A 21,087-nucleotide genomic window follows, 5' to 3' on the forward strand; every position below is an offset into this window, starting at 1 on the left:
CTTGGATCTACATCTTTAGCAACTCCTACTCTGTGCTCATCAGCCCATTTTAAATCTCCAGTTTGTTCCATGAACTTATCAGCTCCAACTTTACATATTGGGCAAACTTCTGGTGCCATATCTCCTTCATGAACATATCCACATACTGTACAAACAAATTTCTTCATAATTAATCCTCCAAAATTCCACATAATTTATATATTTATTTCACTTGATGAATTTATTATATAATAATTATTATTAGTTGTAAATAGTTTTTTCAAAATTATTTTAAATAAATTTCAATTTATTGGAATATGATTGTTATTTTTTATTTTATCAAAAATCTTATATGGTATACCTAAAATTCTTTGTATATATTTATCTTTAATTTTATTTGATATTAATATTACTACTTCACCTAATATTACCGCAGCAATCCCATCTAAAATAAAATGTTGTTTTATAAATAATGTAGATAAAATTATTAAAACTCCTGTAATTACAGTATAATAAAACCATTTTTTATTATCTTTAATATTAGTAAAACGTATAATTATATATGTGCTTAATACATGTATTGAAGGAAAACAATTAAATGGTCTATCATTTTCATAAATAACTCTAACCAATTTATTTGATATTGTTGTATTAGACACTACAGGTCTAGATATTTCAACAGGATATAAATAATAGAATAAATAACAAATACACATTCCCATATATAAAGATAAAAGTGCTCTTAAATATATTTTTCTATTCTTTGATAAAATAAAAACTAATCCTAACAAAATAAAAACATACCAATATATATATGGAAAAATAAATGCCGATATAAATGGAATTTCTTTATCTAAAGTTAATGCTATATTTCTACCTTCTTCAGGTAAAGAAGATGCTATTATATAATTTATATTAATTACCGGTAAGATTATTAACCAAGTTAAATCTATCCATTTTAATTCATTTAAATTATACTTAAAAATAAAATTCTTAAAAATACTCCCCATATAAACATCCCCCTATAAATAAAATATCCTTATATATATTTTACAATATAAAAGTTATATTGTTCATTATTTGGTTTAATATTAAGAATTTTATAATATTCTTTTTTATTATTTAGGAAATTATATCTATATATCAGTTATATATAATTTTATTAGAATAGTAAAATTAATAATTTAAGAAGTGAATTCATTATAATTTCCAACCTCCAGTTTGTAAGTGTTAAAATATCATAGCAAGGTGACTTGAAGCGTATGCGACGGAACCTGAATATGATACTTTAACACTTTTTTATAATTTAAGAATTTCTTCTACTTTTCCCATATCTATATTTTCCTCTAATAAATTTGATAACTTATTTAATTCATTTAATTTATATTCTTTATAAGATATTATTTCATCATTAATTTTATTCATTTTATTTTTGTTTAATAAATCACTTATAAAGCAATTTAAGAAATCTCCTTCATCAAATATTCCATGTAAATAGGTTCCTAAGATATTTCCTTTATCATTTATCGCCCCTAAAACTTTACCATCTTCTAGTTTTATAAGTATATTATCCTCATTTTCTATAAAAGTTTCTCCATTATGAATTTCATAACCTGATACTTCTATACCATAAAGTTTCTCTATTTTTTTAGATATAATTCTTCCCTTAGATTGATTAGTAACTTTTTCTTTATTAAAAACTGTTTTTATAGGTAAAAATCCAAATCCTTTTTCTGAAGTTATTTCTCCTTCAATACCCAAGCTATCTTCAATACATTCTCCTAAAATTTGATAACCACCACAAATCCCCAAAATAGTAGTATCATTTTTTTCTAGTTTAATTATTTCATTATATATATCACTTTTCTTTAAAAACTTTAAATCCTCTATAGTATTTTTGCTTCCAGGTATTATAATTAAATGAGGATTTCCTATATCTTTTGCATTATTAACATATCTTAGATTTACATTTTCTAATCTGCTTAACGCATTAAAATCAGTGAAATTTGACATATATGGTAATCTAATTACTACAATATCTAAACAACTTTCTGTTTTATACTTATTGTTGATTCTTTCTGTTACACTATCTTCATCTTCTATATCTAAATCATAATAAGGCATTACTCCTAATACAGGAATATTTATAATTTCTTCTAATTGATTCATTGCAGGCTTAAAGGATTCAATACTTCCTCTAAATTTATTTATAATTACACCTTTTACTTTATCTCTTTCTTCATTATCTAAAAGAGCTATAGTTCCTACTACTGATGCAAATACTCCACCTCTATCAATGTCAGCAACTAAAATGACAGGAGAGTTTGAAGCTTTAGCCATATACATATTGGCTATATCACTTTCTTTTAAATTAATTTCCGCACAACTTCCTGATCCTTCTAAAACAATTAAATCATGATCTTTTGAAACATCATCATAAATTTCCTTAACTACTTCTTTTAATTCCTTATTTAAGTCTTTATATTTATATGAATCAATATTACACTTTACTTTTCCATTTACTATAACTTGAGTTTTCATATTTCCACTTGGCTTTAAAAGAACTGGATTCATCCAAGCTCTAGGCTTTATTTCACAGGCTTCTGCTTGAACAACCTGAGCTCTTCCCATCTCAAGCCCATCCTCAGTTACAAAGGAATTTAAAGAAATATTTAGAGCTTTAAAAGGAGCAACCTTCATCCCTTTATTTTTAAAATATCTGCAAAAAGCTGTTGCAATAGTACTTTTTCCAACTGATGAGGCTGTTCCTAAAATCATAATGCTTTTACTCATTAATAACACCTACAATATCTAAAAATCCATGTGTATCATTTGTTATTATTCCATTTTCTTTAAACTTAATTGGATATTTAAATAATGGTCCATCAAAAACAAAAGTATGATATTCTCCATTTTCTCCACATGCATCTGAACCTGCTTTAACTATATCCTCTACAACTTTTTTTGTTAATTGCTTTCCTAAAAATTCTGTAGATAATACATCTAATCTTACATTTTTAATTACTGTCTTAAAACCAGTATCTATAAATTCAAAAGTTAATTTTTCTCTTCCTTCAAGCCATAATGGAAAAATAGCTTCTATACTAGCTTCGTTACATCTTTCTGTACACCATGCTCTATGAGCTTCTAAATCTATATCTCCAAATGCACAAGCCTCTGCCCCTAACTCTTCCTTAGCTTTCTTTAAAGCCTTATTAAAAGCTTCTTTATATTCTTCTCCTTCGCATTCAACTAATAATAATGGTATATTTAGTGACTTTGAAACTTCTTGTAGTAAATCCTCAGGAACTCCATGGAACCATGTTCTTGAAACCTTTTTATCTACCGTAATAAGTAGTGCAACTGGCTTATGACCATCTTTTATCATTCTGTATAAAGCTAGGGTACTATCTTTTCCACAACTATATGACATTACAAATTTTTTACTCATATACTTCCTCCTAATTCCACTTTCTAAGTGTTTTCACCATAAAAGCTTTAATATCTATTCCATAAACTTTTTCTAAGTCTTCTCCATTTAATACTTCTTTAGTATCTCCATTATTTACTATTGAACCATCTTTAAGCATCAATACTTTATCTGCAAAATTTTGAACTAAATTTAAATCGTGTAAAACTGCAACTATTATTTTATTATTCTCTTTTGCCCACAGTTTAAGATAATCTAATATTTCTATTTGATATCTTAAATCTAAGTGATTAGTAGGTTCATCTAATAAAATTACATCTGGATTTTGAGCAAAGGCTCTTGCTAGGAAAACTCTCTGAAGTTGCCCTCCTGATAGTTCACTTATAAGCTTATCTTTAATATTTAAAATCCCAACCAACTCTAAACTTTTATTTATTATATCTTCATCATCTTTACTTAATTTAGAAAATAAGCCATTTAAATGAGCATATCTTCCTAAAGCAACTGTTTCAAATATACTATATGGAAATAATATGTTTGAATTTTGTGTCATTAATGAAACTTTAGTTGCTAGCTCTTTTCTTTTTAAATATTTTATATTTTTTCCATCTAAAATCACATCGCCCTCAAAAGAAATTAAGTTTGAAATAGACTTTAATAACGTACTTTTACCACATCCATTTGGACCCACTATACAAATATTTTCTCCTCTATTTACTTTAAAGCTAACATCTTTTACAACATGTACTCCATTATAACCACAATATATATTTTTGACTTCTAACATTTACTCACCTACTTTGCCTTTTTAAAGTATAGATATGCAAAAAATGGAGCTCCTATCATTGCAGTTACAGCTCCTACTGGTAATTCTGATGGTATTATAATGGTTCTAGAAATTAAATCAGTAATAACCATAAGGCATCCTCCAAAAACAACTGACATTGGAATAACATAAGAGTGCTTTGAACCAAAAACCTTTCTTACAATATGTGGCGCAATTAAATCCACAAAACCTATAGTTCCACTTATTGCAACCGCAGCTCCTGTTAATATAGCTACAAATAAAAAAAGATATTTTTTAACTCTTTCTGCTTCTACTCCAATTGCTTTAGCTTGTTCTTCTCCAAAAGTTAATACATCCATTTCTTTAGAGAAAGACATAACTCCAATTAATCCAATTAAGAAAAATGGAACTCCCGCTCTTAAATAACTCCACCCTCTCATAGAAAATGAACCCATTTGCCATAATATTATTGATTCCATTTTCTTTGCAAATAGAGCTGTTAGTGTAGTTAATGCTGCATTGAAAAATAAAGAAAAAACCATTCCAGTTAAAATTATTGTTGTATTAGATAATTCTCTATCAACTTTACTTGCAAATAATAAAACTATAATCATAGTAAATAAACTACATAAGAATCCAACTAGGGATAAGGAAAAATTTCCAAGGAATGGGATAGTAATTCCTGAAACTATTAAAAGACCTACTCCTAGTGATGCTCCTGATGATACTCCTAAGGTATATGGCGAAGCTAATGGGTTTTTTAATACAGATTGAACTACTGCACCACTTACAGCTAAAGCCCCACCAACACAAAAAGCTAATAAAACTCTAGGTAATCTTATACTCCATATTATTGAAACATCTTTTGCTTCTATTCCTTCAAATAGACTTGTATTAAATAATTTGTGTGAAATTATAGAAATAATGTCCATAATGCTAATATTGGAACTTCCTATGGAAGTTCCAATACAAATTATTAAAAATACTAATCCTATTGATAGTATCATCAATGTTTTATTTTTTTTATCTCTATTTATACTCATTTGGATAAACAGCCTTAGCCATTTCCTTTAATGCCTTTATAACATTTTGTGAAGGTCTTGATGAAGAATTCTTATCTATTTGATAAACTTGATCTTCTTTAACTGCTGTTATACTATCCCAACCTTCACGAGTCTTTATTGAATCAACAGCTTTAACACCATTTGTATCTGGAACATTTGTTAATATTACATCTGGATTTGCATCTACTACTGATTCAGGAGTAGGTGATATCCATGAATTTTCATTTGCAAATATGTTTTCTGCTCCGATTACTTCAATCATTTCATTTAAGAAAGTTTCATTACCAAAGCTATATAAAGATGTACCTGCACCAATTTCGAAATATACTTTTTTCTTATCAGTTATTTTATCTCCAATAGCTTTAATTTCTTCAACTTCTTTTTTCATATTTTCAACTATTTCTTTACCTTGCTTTTCAGTTTTAGTTATTTCGGCTATAAATTCAATATCTCCATATATTCCATCTATGCTATAGCTACTTGGAATATATACTACTGGGATTCCAGCTTCTTTAACTAATTGGAATGGATCCTCATCTCCAACCTTATTGTGTCCCGATGCAATTATTAAATCTGGTTCTAAAGATATTATAGTTTCTGCATCTGGGTTTCTAAAATCAATTTGTGGTATATCTGTATTAACACCTTCTACATCTGCAGAGTACTTATCTATTGCGACTAATTTATCAGAAAGTCCTAAAGCAACTAACACCTCTGTATTTGATGGTGCAGTTGATATAATTTTTTCTACTTTGCTAGGTAAAGTAAATTCATTTCCTTCCCTATCTGTCATTGTTTTTGTAGTATTTGTACATCCTGCAAATAATGCTAAAGAAAATAACATAGCAAATACTAAAGCTAGAATTTTACTTCTTTTTTTCATTATGATTCCTCCTAATTCTAATTAGGGCTATTTTGCAAATCAATATTTTTTGCAAAACAAAAAGACATACTAAGAGTATGCCCAAAATACTTTTCAAATAATTTCAAGTTATAAAATACAACTCAAAACCATATTAGTATTCCTATTATCCCACCCTCAGAAGATAACAGTTTTCCCATACAAGGCAGGTCTCCCGGCTTAACTTCATCCTACTCTCTAACCTTCCCGCATGTAGCAGTGGCATTAATAGATTTCGTCCATTTCACGGTTACTGGGGTAGCTCAGGATTACACCTGATTCCCTATTAAGCTTAAAATAAGCACCTGATATAGTTATATAGCCTAAATTTCAATACAAATTATATTTCAATTGATATAATATGTCAATTAAAATATATTATTTTATAATTTTGATTATTCATATTTTAAGTGCTAAAGTAGTATATCAAGGCTACTTTAATCTTGTCACTAAACCTAAATATTATACTTTAATACTTTTCTCAAAGCCTTTATAAGTATTTCATTTTCTTTTCTTGTTCTAACTGCAACTCTATAATAATTTTCATTTAAACCATTATAATTACTACAGCTTCTTATAATAATATTTTCTTTCATTAACTCGTACTTTAAATCTATATTCTTATTTAACTTAAACATTATAAAGTTTACTGATGGATTAAAAACATTAATATCTTTTAATTTACCTAGCTCTTCAAATAAATATTTTTTTTCCACTTCAATATATTTTACAGATTTTGAAATATAATCTTTATCATCTAATGAAGTTATAGTTGCTACCTCTGCCAATGTATTTATATTCCATGGTACAGATATACCTTGAATTTTATTTATAATATCTATATTACTAGTAATTCCATAACCTATTCTAATTCCTGGTATTGCAAATAACTTAGTCAAAGATTTAATAATAAAAATGTTATCATATTCCTTTAATAAATTAACCAAAGAATACTTATATGAATCTCTTATAAAATCTAAAAAGGATTCATCTATTGCAACAATAGTTTTAGTTTTATTTGCTTTTTCTATAATACTTAAAAGTATATCTTTTTTTGTAATAACTCCTGTTGGATTATTTGGATTACAAATAAAAACTATATCTATTTCTTCATTAATAAGGCTTAAAATATCATTATCTATAGACCAATTATTTTCTTCTTTTAAATAATAATATTCAATACTACTCTTTACACTTAAGCTAGCTTCTTCATATTCACTAAACGTTGGTGCTGGAATTAATACCTTTTTGGGATTAACTGCTCTTACTAAATTAAATATTACTTCTGCAGCACCATTTCCTAAAACTAAATTTTCATAATTAATCTTTTCAAAATTACTGATAGTAGATTTTAAATTATGATAAGTAATATCAGGATATTTTTCTACATTATCTAAAGCAGCTATTATAGTTTTTTTTACTTTTTCATTAATACCTAATGGATTTATATTAGCTGAAAAATCTATTAATTTTTCTTTATCTAAATTAAATTTTCTTGATAATTCTTCTATATTTCCACCATGAATAGATTTACTCATATTAAAATCTCCTATAATAAAGTTAACATCATAGAAATTAAGTAGCTTAAAAAGGCTACTAAATACAATATTTTATTAGTATTATAAACATCATTTATTTCTATTTTTTTAAGTTCATCACCAATAGTTGGTTTATCTACTAATTTGCCAAAATAATAATTTGCCCCACCTAATCTTAAGCCTAAAGCTCCTGCTACTGCTGCTTCTGGATGTGCACTATTTGGGCTGCTATGATTATTTTTATCTCTCTCATAAATCTTATAAGAATTTTTATAATCCATCTTTAATATATAAGACGCTACCACTATTAAATATCCTGTAACTCTTGCTGGAATAAAATTAAATACATCATCTAACTTTGCTGGAAAAAAACCAAAATCTTTATATTTATCATTTTTATATCCAAACATAGAATCCATTGTATTTACAGCCTTATAAACAAAGGCAAATGGAACTCCAAAAAGTCCTGCATAAAGTATTGGTGCAACTACTCCATCTGACATATTCTCTGCAATAGTTTCTACTACTGCTCTTAAAATCCCTTCTTTATCTAAGGATTTTGTATCTCTTCCAACTATATATGAAAGCTGTTTTCTCGCTCCCTCTATATCTTCCTTTAATAAAAATTTTATTACCTTTAATCCCTCTACCTTTAAAGCCTTTGTTGATATAGTAAAGTAAAACATTATACCGCTAATTATTATTCCAATAATAAAATTAATTCTAAAACTAACCTTTACTATAAATTCACTTACTAAAAAAACTATTAAAATTACAGAAATCCAAGTTAATAATCCTGCTAACTTTAATGACTCCCTTAATATTCTTCTAAATAAAGATTCTAATTTACTACATAAATTCCCTATCAACCTAATAGGATGAATAGGATTTTGAGGATCTCCAATTATTAAATCTAATAAAAAACCTATAGTTAATTCTTTCATTTGCTTCTTCCTAACTTTTCTTTTTTAATTCAATAACTTTATTTATCTTAAAATTATCTTCTAAAATTTCCACTATAATTTTATAACCTTCACCACACCTTGGTTGCCAGCTATAAAAATTCTTACTATTATCATAAAATTCTTCTAATATTGTTCCTATAGTTCCTCCATGAGAAACAACTAAGACTTCTTTTAAATTTTCTTTTCTCACTGTATTAATAAAAGCTTTAAATTCTTCTTTTATTCTCTTTTTATATGTATTTTTACTTTCACCATTTGGACAAGATACATTACCTTCTTCGTCCATTATCCATTTTATATAATTTTTATTTTCCTTTAATTCCTCATAAGACTTCATTTCAAAATCACCAAAATCATATTCAAAAAAACCTTTTAACTCTATATACTTTTCATTTTCATATAAAATATTAAAAGTTTCATTAGCTCTTTTGGCTCCACTAGTAAAATATCTTTCGCAGCTTGGATAATTAATTTCACTTTTTAATTTTTCAATTTCCCTAATTCCTATATCACTTAAAGGTAAATCCGTTTTACCACAGTATAACTTTCTTTCATTTGCTATGGTTTTTCCATGTCTAATTAAATATATAATAATGCTACTCACTTTTAATCACCATTGGTATCCCGCAAAAAACTCTATAAACTTCACTAGAATTTTTACTTATATATTGAAGACATTTACCATTACTTTCTCTCCATATTCTATCCTCTTTTTTTAAAGGAACAATACCTTCTGATATATCATCACTAATAATTATTTTATCCACAAATAAAGCTTTATTATCAATAATAAACTGTACTGAATCCTTGTTTTCTAAAGAAAGTTTATATGTAAACTTATGAAAGTTATTAATTACTCTCTTTGAATAATCTATCTCTAAATCTTTTAAATCATCATTAACATTAAACACATCATCACTAGAAATATTAAACTTTTCTTTTACAAAGTCTAACTTTCCATTATAAGCTCCTCCAAATACTAATATCATATATTTCACTCCAAACTATATAATAGATAAACATAATATACCAACAACTTCTGCTATTACAAGTCCATAGCCTGCACTATCCCCTGACATTCCTCCAAGTTCCTTTGTACTTTTATTTACAGACAGTATTGCAGAAATTATCATAAATATAGGAACTAAACTAGCTTTTATGTTAATCAAAATAACCATTGAAATTGAAGCTACTATTAAAAATATATAAAGCATATAAATATCTAATTTTCCAGTACCCTTTTTAAAATAAGAGCCTAAAGAGCTTTCCTTCATAGTTTCTTTTTTAAGTAGCATAAGTGCCATAAGACTTCTTGATATGACAGGAACTAAAATAATCCCAAGTATGTTAGCTTTACTCTCAACTAATGTATATGTGGCTGCAAAATCTATAAGAAATAAAATACCTAAGGATATAACTGCAAAGGCACCTGTATTTGGATCTTTAAGTATTCTTATTTTCTCTTTTTGTTCTCTTCTAGATAATAAAGCATCACAAACATCCATATATCCATCTAAATGTAACATTCCAGTTATAATAAATGGAGTTATCATTGTAAAAGTAGCAATTAAAATTGTAGATAAATTAAAATAATTGACTATGCTATATACAAGATAATTAATTAACCCAACAAATAACCCAACTATTGGATATAATTTCATCATATGCTTAACAGCTTCATCTCTCCAAGCTTTATAAGGCATTGGTATTATAGTAAACATACTTATTGCCATTAAAAAGCCACTAAATAAATTTTTCATTTAAATCCCTCACATAATTTTCACCTTTATGAATTATTTCATTATTAAAGGAATACTCAATAACTACATCTGCTATTTTAGCTAAAGCTATATTAAGCCTTCCAAATTCTCTTCTAAAGGTTTCTGTATAATCATCATAAATAATCCCATCACTAAATAAATAATCTGTAACTATAACTACATTATTTATGTTTTTTGTTAATTCTTCTATTTCAGAATATATCTTTTCACTAACATTAGGTATAAAACTATTATCTTTAAACATTTCATTAGTAATTAAAGAGGTTATACTATCTATTAATATAGTATCCTTTTTATTAATACTATCTTCTATTTCACTTATATTTACTTCTTTTTCAATAGTTTTAAAGCCCCAGCCTCTTCTATCTTCTATATGATTTTCTATTCTTTTTAAATCCTCATTATCATAAGGCTTCATAGTTGCAATATAATATAAATTTCCCTCATCATTATATAAACTTTTTGCATATCTTTGCCCAGCCATGGATTTTCCACTTTTTGATCCACCAACTAATAAAATTATCATAATTTATAACCTCTTTTACTTTATATCAACTATATAATTTTCCTTACCTCTAACTTCTTCTAAATAACTTGGATCTATTTCTGCTTCACTAAAGGTAGCCATATTATTCATCATAGCACAAGCGTAACTAACTACAGAAAAAGCAATTGGACATCCACTTCCCTCACCTAATCTCATATCTAAATTAAGCATAGGCTCTAAACCAATTTCCTTCATAGCAATGATATAACCTAACTCCTTAGAAAAATGAGAAGGAATTAAATATCCCTTAACATCTTCACATAACTTTGTTGCTACTAAAGCTGCTACTGCTGATATAAAGCCATCTATAACTACTGGTATTTTATAATAAGCACACCCTAGAAAAACACCAACCATTCCTGCTAAATCAAAGCCACCAACTTTAGCTACTACATCAATAGGGTCATTTATGTTTGGTGAATTTATTTCTATAGATCTTTTTATAACTTCTTTTTTCTTTTCAAAGGCTTCCTTAGTAAGACCTCCACCTTTTCCTACAACATCTTCAATATTACAATTTATTAAAGAAGCTAAAACAGCACTACTTGTAGTTGTGTTTCCTATTCCCATTTCTCCAACACCAACTATATCATAGCCCTTTTCTTTAACTTCCCTAACCATATCAATTCCAATATTTATTGCCTTTAAAGCTTCTTCATAGCTCATAGCAGGACCTTTTGAAATATTATAAGTTCCTTTTCTTATCTTTTTATTTATAGCTCCTGGAATTTCTCCATCACAATTTACACCTATATCAACAACAAATAAATCAGCATTATTTTCCTTTGCTAATACTGCAACTCCAGTAAGTCCTTTAGAAAAATTAATTGTCTGTGCTAGAGTTACATATTGAGGAGCTGATGAAACCCCTTCTTCTACCACTCCATTATCAGATGATAAAATAATAATACATTTTTTATTTATATTATTTTTTATTTTCCCTGTTATTCCAGCTAAGTTAATAGCTATATCTTCTAATCTTCCAAGACTCCCTAAAGGTTTTGCTAAAGAATCGACCCTCTTCTTAGCTTCTATCATCATTATTTCATTCACTTTTTCTATATTATTTATTACATTAAAAACTTCATTTTTATCTTTCATTTAATCCCCCAATTAATTACTTCTTTTTTGTTATAATATATTAATTTAAAGCTAAAAGTCAACAAATCCATATTCTATACAAAAAAGCCTACAATATTAACATTATATTGCAAGCTTTAAATACTTTCTATTATTTTAATTTCTTCACTCATAGGAAATATATTATTTTTACTCTTAACTCTTAACTCTATGGCTCTATATCTTCTATTTAGTAATATATTTACTTTTTGGTCATAATTATTCACGTTAATTTCCATTACCTTTTCCTCAACATTATTTGATAAATCTATTACCTCAATACTTTTAATGTTTTTACTTTCTAAAGGATATACAATACTTTCAATTAAAATATAATCCTTAAATCTATATATAAACTTTCTTAAATATAAATTATTATTTTGTTTATTATCATTATCTGTATATTTATTCTCTATTTCTTTTAATTTATTAACACTATCATTAGAGACTTTAAGAAATTCATTGTAATAAAAAAAATCTTCATATACTATTGTTGTTGAAATAATATTCTCTATTCCAATACACTTCATACTAAGCCCCCTTTGATTTTATATTAATCTTAAAATTAGTTCTAATTATAAGAAATCTTATACCTATATTTTCTTATTTTTTATGTTAATTTAAAAGTCCTATCTTATTAAATAATGGTCATAAAATGTTAGGACAAAAGTCCTCTTCTGAATATTTATCCATATAAATTTCCAAAAAAAATAATGAGATTCCCCCTTGATAATCTCATTATTTTTATATAAATTTTTAATATATTTATTCTGATACCTTCTTCTTAAGTATTGCAAGCATTACCATTCCTACTACAGAACCTATTACAACTGCAGCTAAGAATCCAAAAGGATTTCCTATTACAGGTAATACAAATATTCCGCCATGTGGCGCTCTTAAATTACAACCAAATAACATTGTAAGTGCTCCAGCTGTTGCAGAACCAACTACACATGAAGGTATAACTCTTAATGGATCTGCTGCTGCAAAAGGAATTGCACCTTCTGTTATAAATGATAATCCCATAATATAATTTGTTAATGCAGATTGTCTTTCTCTATTAGTAAATTTATTTTTAAAGAAAGTTGATGCTAAAGCTATTGAAAGAGGTGGAACCATACCACCAGCCATAACAGCTGCCATTACTTCAAAGTTTCCTGATGCAAGAGATGCTGTTCCAAATACATAGGCTGCTTTATTAAAAGGACCACCCATATCTATTGCCATCATTCCGGCAACAATTATTCCAAGTAAAACTCTACTAGTTCCTCCCATTGAATTAAGGAAATTAGTAATTACAGTATTTACTCCTCCAAAGAATGGATTTACAAATATCATTATTAATCCAATTAATCCAATTCCAAAGAAAGGATATAATAACGTTGGTTTTAATCCATCAAAAGCTTGTGGTAACTTATCAAATATCTTCTTTAATCCTAATACTAAATATCCACTTAAAAATCCTGCAAATAATGCTCCTAAGAATCCTCCACTTACAACTGGTATTGTAGAATCAAAAGCACTTGCATAAGTTGTTCCTAAATTAGCTAACATACCTCCAACAAAACCAACTGCAAGACCTGGTCTATCAGCTATACTCATTGCTATATATCCTGCTAATACAGGTAACATAAATCCAAATGCAGTTTCTCCAATTGTCTTAATTAAAGCAGCTATTGGTGTATTTTTACCAAAGTTAGCTGGGTCAATACTATAATTATCTAAAAGGAAGGCTAATGCAATTAATATACCCCCACCTATAACAAATGGTAACATATGAGATACACCATTCATTAAGTGCTTATAAATTTGTCTTCCTATACTTTCTTTTTCATCACTTACTGTACTTTCACTATCATTTCCACCTTCGTGATGATATATTGGAGCATCTCCACTTGTAGCTCTATTTAATAATTCTTCAGTTTTATGAATTCCATTTGCAACTTTAGTTTGAATAACTTTTTTGCCTTCAAATCTAGCCATTTCTACTTTTTTATCAGCAGCAACTATTATACATTCAGCATTAGCTATTTCTTCATCAGTTAAAATATTCTTAGCTCCACCAGAACCATTTGTTTCAACCTTTATTGAAATCCCCATATCCTTAGCCTTATTTTCTAATGCTTCAGCTGCCATAAATGTATGAGCTATTCCAGTTGGACATGCAGTAACAGCTAATACTCTATATCCTTTTGATTCAGAATTTTGTGCTTCTTCTTTAGCTGTTTCAGCTTCTAATTTTTCATTTTCCTTGTCATCAATAAGCTTTAAAAATTCATCAACACTTTTAGCATTAACTAATTGCTCCTTAAAACTTGGATCCATTAACATCATTGATAATCTTGCTAATACATCTAAGTGTAAGTTATTTTCACCTTCTGGAGCTGCAATCATAAAGAATAATTTTGCTGGCTCTCCATCAAGAGAATCATAATCTATTCCATCAGTAAGTATCATTGAGCTAAGACCTGCTTCTTTTACTGCACTTGTCTTTGCATGAGGAATTGCTATATTATCTCCAATTCCTGTAGTACTTAAACTTTCTCTATCTAATACTGCTTTCTTATATCCTTCTTTATCACTTAATCTTCCTGTAGCATCCATTAAATCTACTAACTTATTTATTGCTTCTTCTTTTGTTTTTACATTTGGATTAAGTGCTATACCATTCTTTTTTAATAAATCTGTTATTTTCACTTTTTATCCCTCCATAAGTACTTATTTGATTTGTTCTAGTAATTCATAAACATACTCTTTTTCAGCTAATCCTTCTGAGAATGCTGATGCACTACCTGTAGCTACACCTAATTTAAATCCTTCTTCAACTTTAGAATATTTTAAATATCCTGCTATAAATCCAGCTACCATTGAATCTCCTGCTCCAACAGAGTTTTTAACTACTCCCTTTGGTACATTACTTGTTGTAACTTCTCCACTTGAGTTTATTAATACTGCTCCATCTCCTGCCATAGATATAATTACATTTTCAGCTCCCATATCCTTTAGCTTCTTTGCATATTCAATAACTTCTTCTTTGTTATTAAGCTTTACTCCAAATAATTCACCAAGCTCATGATGATTTGGTTTTATTAAAAATGGATTGTATTTTAATACTTTTAATAAAGATTCTCCTGTTGTATCAACAATGAATTTAACTCCCTTGTTTTGAAGCTTTTCCATTATCTTTTCATAGATATCTATAGGCATTGATTTAGGAATACTTCCTGCTAAAACTAAAATATCATCTTCCACTAAATTCTCTAGCTTTTCATAAAGACTATTTAAAGCTTCTTCAGAAATATCTGGACCTCCTCCATTTATTTCACTTTCCACGTCTGCCTTAATCTTTACATTTATTCTAGACATACCTTCTTTTAATTTAATAAAATCAGTATCACAGCCAAACTCTCTAACTCTTCTTTCAATTTCATCACCAGTAAATCCAGCTATAAATCCAAGAGCCTTACTTTCAACTTCTAAATTACTTAAAACAATTGAAACATTTATACCTTTCCCACCAGCATAAACATATTCTTCTGAGCTTCTATTAACATATCCAAGATTAAAATTATCCATTTTAACTATGTAATCTAAAGCTGGATTAAATGTAATAGTATATATCATAAACTATCTACCTCCATAATTTCTGTTTCTTTCTTATAATTATTATTATCTAAATTAGTAGTTATTATTTGAGCTTCTTTTATTTCTGCAAAAGTAATAGAACTTACTTTACCAAACTTTGATTTATCGCACAGAACAAATTTATTTTTACTTCTATAAAAAGCTTCCTCTTTTACCATGGCTTCTCTCATATCAGGAGTTGTAAAACCTCTTTTTATATCAACACCATTAGTTCCAAAAAAACCTTTTGTAAAATTATACTTTCTTAAACTATTTACAGTTTCAGCTCCAACTATTGCTTCTGTAGAAAGTTTAATTTCACCACCTAAAATATAAGTTGTGCAATTTTTTTTAAGAAGTTCTCTTGCATGCACAATTCCATTAGTTACGAAAATAGCTTTTGTATTACTTATAAAATCTATCATAAGTTCTGTAGTTGTTCCTGCATCTATGTATACTAAATCATCATCCTTTATTAAAGATGCTGCATAAGCTGCAATTTTTGTTTTTTCACTAATATTTAAATTTTGCCTATTTTCAACTATATCATCTACTGTATTAATAACTTTTTCATTTAATGACATAGCTCCTCCATGAACCTTCCTTAAAAGTCCTGCCTTATCTAGAGCAGTTAAATCTCTTCTTATGGTAGATTCTGATGTATTTAAATATTGAACTAAATCATTTAAATAAACGACTGATTCTTTATCTATTTTTTCTAATATTAATTTATGTCTTTCTTCAGATAACATTTACATCACTTCCTAATTTCATAATAATTAATTTTTATTTTAAAGTCAATCATTTTCTTTCAATTTCATTCACTTTCACTCAAATCCATTCAACATTGTATATTGATTAAGATCTGTTTTAATTCAATCATTATAATTAGTAACTCTATTTTATGGTATTATATACGAATTATGTGTATAATAAAAATATGTATTTTTACGCGATTGTATTTTAATTAAGAAATAAATATACTTTTAATATTATATAGATAAATAGGAAATTTAATCAGATAAGGAAGTAAATATGATATGAAAAATGAATATAAATATTTAACTATACTTTTAATTATAGGATTTATCATCGGTGCTTTTATAGGAATTATTTTATCGATGTTTTTTAAGTTTAATATAGGATTTAGTGTTAGTATTAGCTCAGGATTAGGAATGTTACTTGGAATTGTGATTGGTTCTGTAATAGATTACGAAGGTAAAAAAGAAAGTAGATAAATTTCGATTTGTAGAATAGATTTGGTTAATAATATTAATCTATTACCAACTAAAAGAGCAGTGAAATTTCCACTGCTCTTTTATGATTTCCAATCTTAAATTTATAAGTATTAAAATATCATAGCAAGGTAACTTGGTGCTGTAAGGCTTAACCTAGATATGATTATTTAACACTTGCTTAAAGCTTTATAACTTCCTTTATAGTTTCTACTACTCCATTATCATTATTACTTTTAGCAATAAAATTAGATACTTTTTTCAAATCTTCATGAGCATTTTCCATAGCATAACTATAATAAGCCTTTTCCATCATTTCTAAATCATTCAAATAATCTCCAAATACCATTGTTTCCTTTGGATTTATATCATATATTTCTTGAACTTTTTCAATTGCTACACCTTTATTTACTCCATTAGAGGTAATATCTAACCATCTTTCACCTGAAACTGTTACTTGTAGCTTGTCCCAATAATCTTTAAAATACTTATTACTATTAAATTCAGATCCAGAAAAATCACAAATAGTTACCTTTAAAATATCATCTTCTATTTTAGTTAAGTCTTCCACTATTTCATATCTTTCATAATATTTTTTAGTTTCCTTAACTAATCTTTCATCTCTTTTTTCTATGTAAGCTGATTTCTTACCACAAAGAATTACATAAGCGTTATCTATATTTCTTCCTATTTTTATAAGCTCATTTGCAACTTCTCTATCTAAGGAATTAACTAATATTTCTTTTCCTTTATATGCTACAAAAGTTCCATTTTCAGCTATAAACATAATATCATCACTTATTTTTTCAAATCTTTTTACTAAATTATAATATTGTCTTCCGCTAGCTGCTGCAAATATTATATTTTTTTCTTTTAACTTATTAAATACCTCAAAAAACTCTTCATTTATCTCATTGTTACTATTTAATAAAGTACCATCCATATCGCTTGCTATTAATCTTATCATATTTATTTACCTTCCCTTTATATTAATATAATACTTTTACATTGCTCTCACTTAATTTTTTTAAAATCTCTTCATTAGGTTTTATATCTGTTATTATATATTCAATGTCTTTTATATCACAAAATTTATAGGATCCGTCCTTATAAAACTTTTCGTTATCCCCTACTAAATAAGTAAATTTACTAGATTTTATAATAGCTTTTTTAGTTTCAGCTTCTTCTAAATCGAAATTACTTATAAAATTATCCTCTATATTTATTCCCCCAGCCCCTATAAAAGCTTTATCTATTTTAAATTTACTTATTTCCTCAATAGAAAAAGCTCCAACAGTTCCACCAAGTTTTTTATTGTAGGTTCCACCTATTTGAATTACATTTACATTGTCATTGTGATCAAAATCCATGGCTATTCTATTCATATTAGTTATTAAAGTCATTTTTTTATTAAAATTTCTCATCATATTTGAAACCATATAATTAGTACTAGAAATATCTAAAAATACAACATCATTTTCTTCTATTTCATTAAGAACAATTTCAGCTATTATTTGTTTTTCATCTAAATTTTGTATAACCCTAGATGAAGTTCCTTCATCATGAACTATCTTTCTTTCTAATATTGCTCCACCATAGGTCCTCTTTATATTGGTATACTTTTCAAGCTTACTTAAATCCTTACGTATCATTCCCTCAGATACATTAAATCTTTCACTTAAATCTTTAACTTTAACTTTACCCTCTCTTTTTAGCAAATCTAATATATCCTCAAGCCTCTCTTCCATAAACACAAACAACACCTCTTTATTATCAATTATTATCATTTGTTATCGTTTATTATCATTTTATACTTATTTCTATAATTAATCAATAATTAACTTAACTATTATTATAAAAAAGAGATAAACATTATATTCCTTGCTCCGTCGCATGCGCTCTAAGGCAACCTCATACAATGTTTATCTCTTCTCAAACTGAAGGAAGGAAATTATAAAAACTCTACCTCTTACACTACGAATTTTGCTACTCTCATGAAGTTATCCACATATTTGTTATTATAATTTCCTAAAGAATAAAAATACCGCATAATTTAAAAATGCGGTATTTTTATTGACTATATTTATTTATCTATTAGTATTCTCATAATAGTATTACTCATATCTTAATGCATCGATAGGATTTAATTTTGCTGCCTTCCTTGCTGGATAGTATCCAAAGAACACACCAATTGACATACAAAATCCAACTGCAATTAATATTGATGCTAAATTAGGCTTTGCACTATATCCCATTAATTTAGCTCCTATTGATCCAAAGAAAATCCCTATTAATATACCTATAATTCCTCCAATTATACATATAATTATAGATTCAATAATAAATTGTATTAATATTACAAAATTACTTGCTCCTAATGCTTTACGTATACCAATTTCCTTAGTTCTTTCAGTTATTGAAACCATCATTATATTCATAACTCCAATTCCACCAACTAATAAAGAAATTGCAGCAACTGCACTAATGGCTAATTTAACACTGTTAATTATCTTATTTGCTGCCTTAATCATAGATTCCATACTATAAGCAACTGGAACTATATATTCATTTTTCTTATATTCTTCCTCAAAAAATCTATTGGTCTTAAATACTATATCCTCTACATCAACCTCATTGTTAGGAAGAACTTTAAAACTACTATATCCATTTAATTTATTATTAAGCTTTTTAACTACTGAAATAGGCATATATAAACTTGTTGATATTTCTTCATTGCTTGAATAATATCCTAAAGTAGCACTTTTATCAAATTCATAAATTCCACAAATATATACTCTAACAATATTATCGTTAATTGTAATTTCAAAGCTTTTTCCTAAAGCCTCTTCATTTGTATATTCTTTACCAAAGTACTTATCTACAAACATATCACTAACTACAGCAATACATCTAAATTCATTTATATCCTTAGAATAAAAAAATCTTCCTGTTAGCAAGTTAATATTTTCTACCTTAAAATATCCATCATTTACACCTAAGATTTCTATACTTGCTTTATTCTTTCCATTAACTAAATTATTACTACCTCCATTTTCAGAAATAGATATACCTATTATTTCATTGCCTAACTCTGTTTTATATTTATCTAGCATTTCATCTGTAATATTATCTTTTTCTGTAGGTTCTACATACTCAAACTCTTCTATTATTTCCGATTCATCTTCTATTTGACTACTTTTCTGCTCTAAATTAACACTTATATTTCTAGCACCCATTCCAGATACTTCCCCAGTTATAGAACTCGCTAAGGAATCTCCAATTGTCACAATTGTTATTACTGAAGATATTCCAATTATTATTCCGAGCATAGTTAATATTGAACGTAACTTATTTCCTAATAAGCTAACCATAGCTAATTTAATATTCTCCAATAATCCCACTAGCCTTCCCCCCTTTTCTATCTCCTATAACTTGTCCATCTTTTATAGTAATTATTCTAGGACATTCTTCTGCTAACTCCTTACTATGAGTTATAAGAATTATAGTCTTTTTTTGCTTTTTATTTAATTCATGAAAAATATCCATAACCATACGGCTTGTTTCACTATCTAAAGCTCCTGTTGGTTCATCTGCAAGAATTATTGAAGGATTATTAGCTAAACTTCTAGCTATAGCTACTCTTTGCTTTTGACCTCCTGAAAGTTCATTTGGTTTATGATTATATCTATCAGCCATTCCTACTTTTTCAAGAAGCTTCATAGCTCTCTCAGTACGAGTTTTACCACCTATCCCTGCATATAACATTGGTAGTTCTACATTTTTTAAAGCAGAAGTTCTTCCTATTAGATTAAAATTTTGAAATACAAAGCCTATTTTTTCATTTCTTATACTATTCATTTCTTTTTCTGTGGCATTTTTTATATTAATACCATCTAAGTAGTACTCTCCCTCAGTTGCCTTATCTAAAACTCCAATAATATTCATTAAAGTAGATTTTCCTGACCCAGATTCACCTACTATAGCAACAAATTCCCCTTCATATATTTTTAAATTAATACCATGAAGAATTTCTAGCTCATTAGGTTGTCCTATATAATACTTCTTAATAATATCCTTCATTTCAATAAGGGGTTTATTATATTTTGAATCACCCATC

23 protein-coding genes and 1 riboswitch are annotated in these 21,087 nt (G+C 27.3%); of the genes, 1 reads left to right on the forward strand and 22 read right to left on the reverse strand.

Features of this window, described 5'->3' with window-relative positions; genetic code table 11:
* The 18 genes from H9660_RS16245 to H9660_RS00090 form a co-directional block, all read right to left on the reverse strand.
* The coding region (locus H9660_RS16245) for a rubredoxin-like domain-containing protein (RefSeq protein WP_341479555.1) at window positions 1-167 on the reverse strand (167 nt) is incomplete at its 3' end.
* A gap of 114 nt (window positions 168-281) precedes the next feature.
* Entirely contained in the window at window positions 282-989 is a 708-nt protein-coding gene (locus H9660_RS00010; RefSeq protein WP_191747244.1) for a phosphatase PAP2 family protein, read from the reverse strand.
* 289 nt (window positions 990-1,278) lie between these two features.
* Entirely contained in the window at window positions 1,279-2,772 is a 1,494-nt protein-coding gene (locus tag H9660_RS00015; RefSeq protein WP_191747246.1) for a cobyric acid synthase, read from the reverse strand.
* Entirely contained in the window at window positions 2,765-3,430 is a 666-nt protein-coding gene (locus H9660_RS00020) for a Dph6-related ATP pyrophosphatase (RefSeq protein ID WP_191747248.1), read from the reverse strand. Before H9660_RS00020 ends, H9660_RS00015 begins: the two co-directional genes overlap by 8 nt.
* Before the next feature lie 10 nt (window positions 3,431-3,440).
* Complete coding sequence (locus H9660_RS00025) at window positions 3,441-4,196, reverse strand: ABC transporter ATP-binding protein (RefSeq protein WP_191747250.1); 756 nt, start codon at window positions 4,194-4,196, stop codon at window positions 3,441-3,443.
* Window positions 4,197-4,204: 8 nt separating this feature from the next.
* Complete coding sequence (locus H9660_RS00030) at window positions 4,205-5,239, reverse strand: FecCD family ABC transporter permease (protein ID WP_191747252.1); 1,035 nt, start codon at window positions 5,237-5,239, stop codon at window positions 4,205-4,207.
* Window positions 5,226-6,143, reverse strand: coding sequence for an ABC transporter substrate-binding protein (locus H9660_RS00035; RefSeq protein WP_191747253.1), 918 nt, complete (start codon window positions 6,141-6,143; stop codon window positions 5,226-5,228). The genes H9660_RS00030 and H9660_RS00035 overlap by 14 nt, the downstream gene beginning before the upstream one ends.
* 166 nt (window positions 6,144-6,309) lie before the next feature.
* Window positions 6,310-6,485: riboswitch (cobalamin riboswitch) on the reverse strand.
* 131 nt (window positions 6,486-6,616) lie between these two features.
* Window positions 6,617-7,699, reverse strand: a complete 1,083-nt coding sequence (gene cobD / locus H9660_RS00040; protein WP_191747255.1) for a threonine-phosphate decarboxylase CobD — start codon at window positions 7,697-7,699, stop codon at window positions 6,617-6,619.
* Window positions 7,700-7,710: 11 nt separating this feature from the next.
* Window positions 7,711-8,643, reverse strand: a complete 933-nt coding sequence (locus H9660_RS00045; RefSeq protein WP_191747257.1) for a cobalamin biosynthesis protein — start codon at window positions 8,641-8,643, stop codon at window positions 7,711-7,713.
* A gap of 10 nt (window positions 8,644-8,653) precedes the next feature.
* Window positions 8,654-9,268 carry a histidine phosphatase family protein gene (locus H9660_RS00050; protein ID WP_191747258.1) on the reverse strand — a complete coding sequence of 205 codons (615 nt, stop codon included), beginning with the start codon at window positions 9,266-9,268 and terminating at the stop codon, window positions 8,654-8,656.
* The gene (locus H9660_RS00055) at window positions 9,261-9,653 is read right to left on the reverse strand and encodes a bifunctional adenosylcobinamide kinase/adenosylcobinamide-phosphate guanylyltransferase (protein ID WP_191747260.1); all 393 of its coding nucleotides are present in this window, start codon (window positions 9,651-9,653) and stop codon (window positions 9,261-9,263) included. Before H9660_RS00055 ends, H9660_RS00050 begins: the two co-directional genes overlap by 8 nt.
* A 15-nt stretch (window positions 9,654-9,668) precedes the next feature.
* A complete protein-coding gene (locus H9660_RS00060; protein WP_191747262.1) occupies window positions 9,669-10,424 on the reverse strand; it encodes an adenosylcobinamide-GDP ribazoletransferase in 756 nt (251 codons plus the stop codon).
* Window positions 10,408-10,971: a bifunctional adenosylcobinamide kinase/adenosylcobinamide-phosphate guanylyltransferase gene (locus H9660_RS00065; RefSeq protein ID WP_191747263.1), complete on the reverse strand. Its 564-nt coding sequence runs from the start codon at window positions 10,969-10,971 to the stop codon at window positions 10,408-10,410. The genes H9660_RS00060 and H9660_RS00065 overlap by 17 nt, the downstream gene beginning before the upstream one ends.
* Before the next feature lie 15 nt (window positions 10,972-10,986).
* On the reverse strand, window positions 10,987-12,093 hold the full coding sequence (gene cobT / locus H9660_RS00070) for a nicotinate-nucleotide--dimethylbenzimidazole phosphoribosyltransferase (RefSeq protein WP_191747265.1): 1,107 nt from the start codon (window positions 12,091-12,093) through the stop codon (window positions 10,987-10,989).
* Window positions 12,094-12,209: 116 nt separating this feature from the next.
* Window positions 12,210-12,641, reverse strand: a complete 432-nt coding sequence (locus H9660_RS00075; protein WP_191747267.1) for a hypothetical protein — start codon at window positions 12,639-12,641, stop codon at window positions 12,210-12,212.
* 235 nt (window positions 12,642-12,876) lie between these two features.
* Entirely contained in the window at window positions 12,877-14,808 is a 1,932-nt protein-coding gene (locus H9660_RS00080; protein WP_191747269.1) for a fructose-specific PTS transporter subunit EIIC, read from the reverse strand.
* 21 nt (window positions 14,809-14,829) lie between these two features.
* Complete coding sequence (pfkB, locus tag H9660_RS00085) at window positions 14,830-15,735, reverse strand: 1-phosphofructokinase (RefSeq protein ID WP_191747271.1); 906 nt, start codon at window positions 15,733-15,735, stop codon at window positions 14,830-14,832.
* The gene (locus H9660_RS00090; protein WP_191747273.1) at window positions 15,732-16,487 is read right to left on the reverse strand and encodes a DeoR/GlpR family DNA-binding transcription regulator; all 756 of its coding nucleotides are present in this window, start codon (window positions 16,485-16,487) and stop codon (window positions 15,732-15,734) included. The genes pfkB and H9660_RS00090 overlap by 4 nt, the downstream gene beginning before the upstream one ends.
* Window positions 16,488-16,775: 288 nt before the next feature.
* Here H9660_RS00090 and H9660_RS00095 point away from each other — a divergent pair, with 288 nt between their 5' ends.
* Entirely contained in the window at window positions 16,776-16,973 is a 198-nt protein-coding gene (locus H9660_RS00095) for a hypothetical protein (RefSeq protein WP_191747275.1), read from the forward strand.
* 178 nt (window positions 16,974-17,151) lie between these two features.
* Here H9660_RS00095 and H9660_RS00100 read toward each other — a convergent pair whose 3' ends face one another.
* From H9660_RS00100 to H9660_RS00115, 4 genes are all read right to left on the reverse strand, one after another.
* Window positions 17,152-17,937, reverse strand: a complete 786-nt coding sequence (locus H9660_RS00100) for an HAD family hydrolase (protein WP_191747277.1) — start codon at window positions 17,935-17,937, stop codon at window positions 17,152-17,154.
* Between the two features lie 22 nt (window positions 17,938-17,959).
* The gene (locus H9660_RS00105; RefSeq protein WP_243190564.1) at window positions 17,960-18,718 is read right to left on the reverse strand and encodes a DeoR/GlpR family DNA-binding transcription regulator; all 759 of its coding nucleotides are present in this window, start codon (window positions 18,716-18,718) and stop codon (window positions 17,960-17,962) included.
* A 366-nt stretch (window positions 18,719-19,084) separates the two neighbouring features.
* On the reverse strand, window positions 19,085-20,371 hold the full coding sequence (locus H9660_RS00110; protein ID WP_191747281.1) for an ABC transporter permease: 1,287 nt from the start codon (window positions 20,369-20,371) through the stop codon (window positions 19,085-19,087).
* Complete coding sequence (locus H9660_RS00115; RefSeq protein WP_191747283.1) at window positions 20,349-21,086, reverse strand: ABC transporter ATP-binding protein; 738 nt, start codon at window positions 21,084-21,086, stop codon at window positions 20,349-20,351. The genes H9660_RS00110 and H9660_RS00115 overlap by 23 nt, the downstream gene beginning before the upstream one ends.
* Window position 21,087 lies beyond the last annotated feature (1 nt).

The organism is Clostridium gallinarum, assembly GCF_014836325.1.
GTDB lineage: Bacteria > Bacillota > Clostridia > Clostridiales > Clostridiaceae > Clostridium > Clostridium gallinarum.

Bases quoted from the DNA above. Each gene is read 5' to 3' on its own strand.
- H9660_RS00075 (WP_191747267.1), bottom strand. From the start codon at position 12,641: ATGAAGTGTATTGGAATAGAGAATATTATTTCAACAACAATAGTATAT.
- H9660_RS00055 (WP_191747260.1), bottom strand. From the start codon at position 9,653: ATGATATTAGTATTTGGAGGAGCTTATAATGGAAAGTTAGACTTTGTA.
- H9660_RS00095 (WP_191747275.1), top strand. From the start codon at position 16,776: ATGAAAAATGAATATAAATATTTAACTATACTTTTAATTATAGGATTT.
- H9660_RS00100 (WP_191747277.1), bottom strand. From the start codon at position 17,937: ATGATAAGATTAATAGCAAGCGATATGGATGGTACTTTATTAAATAGT.
- H9660_RS00090 (WP_191747273.1), bottom strand. From the start codon at position 16,487: ATGTTATCTGAAGAAAGACATAAATTAATATTAGAAAAAATAGATAAA.
- H9660_RS00065 (WP_191747263.1), bottom strand. From the start codon at position 10,971: ATGATAATTTTATTAGTTGGTGGATCAAAAAGTGGAAAATCCATGGCT.
- H9660_RS00045 (WP_191747257.1), bottom strand. From the start codon at position 8,643: ATGAAAGAATTAACTATAGGTTTTTTATTAGATTTAATAATTGGAGAT.
- H9660_RS00035 (WP_191747253.1), bottom strand. From the start codon at position 6,143: ATGAAAAAAAGAAGTAAAATTCTAGCTTTAGTATTTGCTATGTTATTT.
- cobT (WP_191747265.1), bottom strand. From the start codon at position 12,093: ATGAAAGATAAAAATGAAGTTTTTAATGTAATAAATAATATAGAAAAA.
- pfkB (WP_191747271.1), bottom strand. From the start codon at position 15,735: ATGATATATACTATTACATTTAATCCAGCTTTAGATTACATAGTTAAA.
- H9660_RS00010 (WP_191747244.1), bottom strand. From the start codon at position 989: ATGGGGAGTATTTTTAAGAATTTTATTTTTAAGTATAATTTAAATGAA.
- H9660_RS00020 (WP_191747248.1), bottom strand. From the start codon at position 3,430: ATGAGTAAAAAATTTGTAATGTCATATAGTTGTGGAAAAGATAGTACC.
- H9660_RS00060 (WP_191747262.1), bottom strand. From the start codon at position 10,424: ATGAAAAATTTATTTAGTGGCTTTTTAATGGCAATAAGTATGTTTACT.
- H9660_RS00025 (WP_191747250.1), bottom strand. From the start codon at position 4,196: ATGTTAGAAGTCAAAAATATATATTGTGGTTATAATGGAGTACATGTT.
- H9660_RS00030 (WP_191747252.1), bottom strand. From the start codon at position 5,239: ATGAGTATAAATAGAGATAAAAAAAATAAAACATTGATGATACTATCA.
- H9660_RS00015 (WP_191747246.1), bottom strand. From the start codon at position 2,772: ATGAGTAAAAGCATTATGATTTTAGGAACAGCCTCATCAGTTGGAAAA.
- H9660_RS00105 (WP_243190564.1), bottom strand. From the start codon at position 18,718: ATGGAAGAGAGGCTTGAGGATATATTAGATTTGCTAAAAAGAGAGGGT.
- H9660_RS00115 (WP_191747283.1), bottom strand. From the start codon at position 21,086: ATGGGTGATTCAAAATATAATAAACCCCTTATTGAAATGAAGGATATT.
- cobD (WP_191747255.1), bottom strand. From the start codon at position 7,699: ATGAGTAAATCTATTCATGGTGGAAATATAGAAGAATTATCAAGAAAA.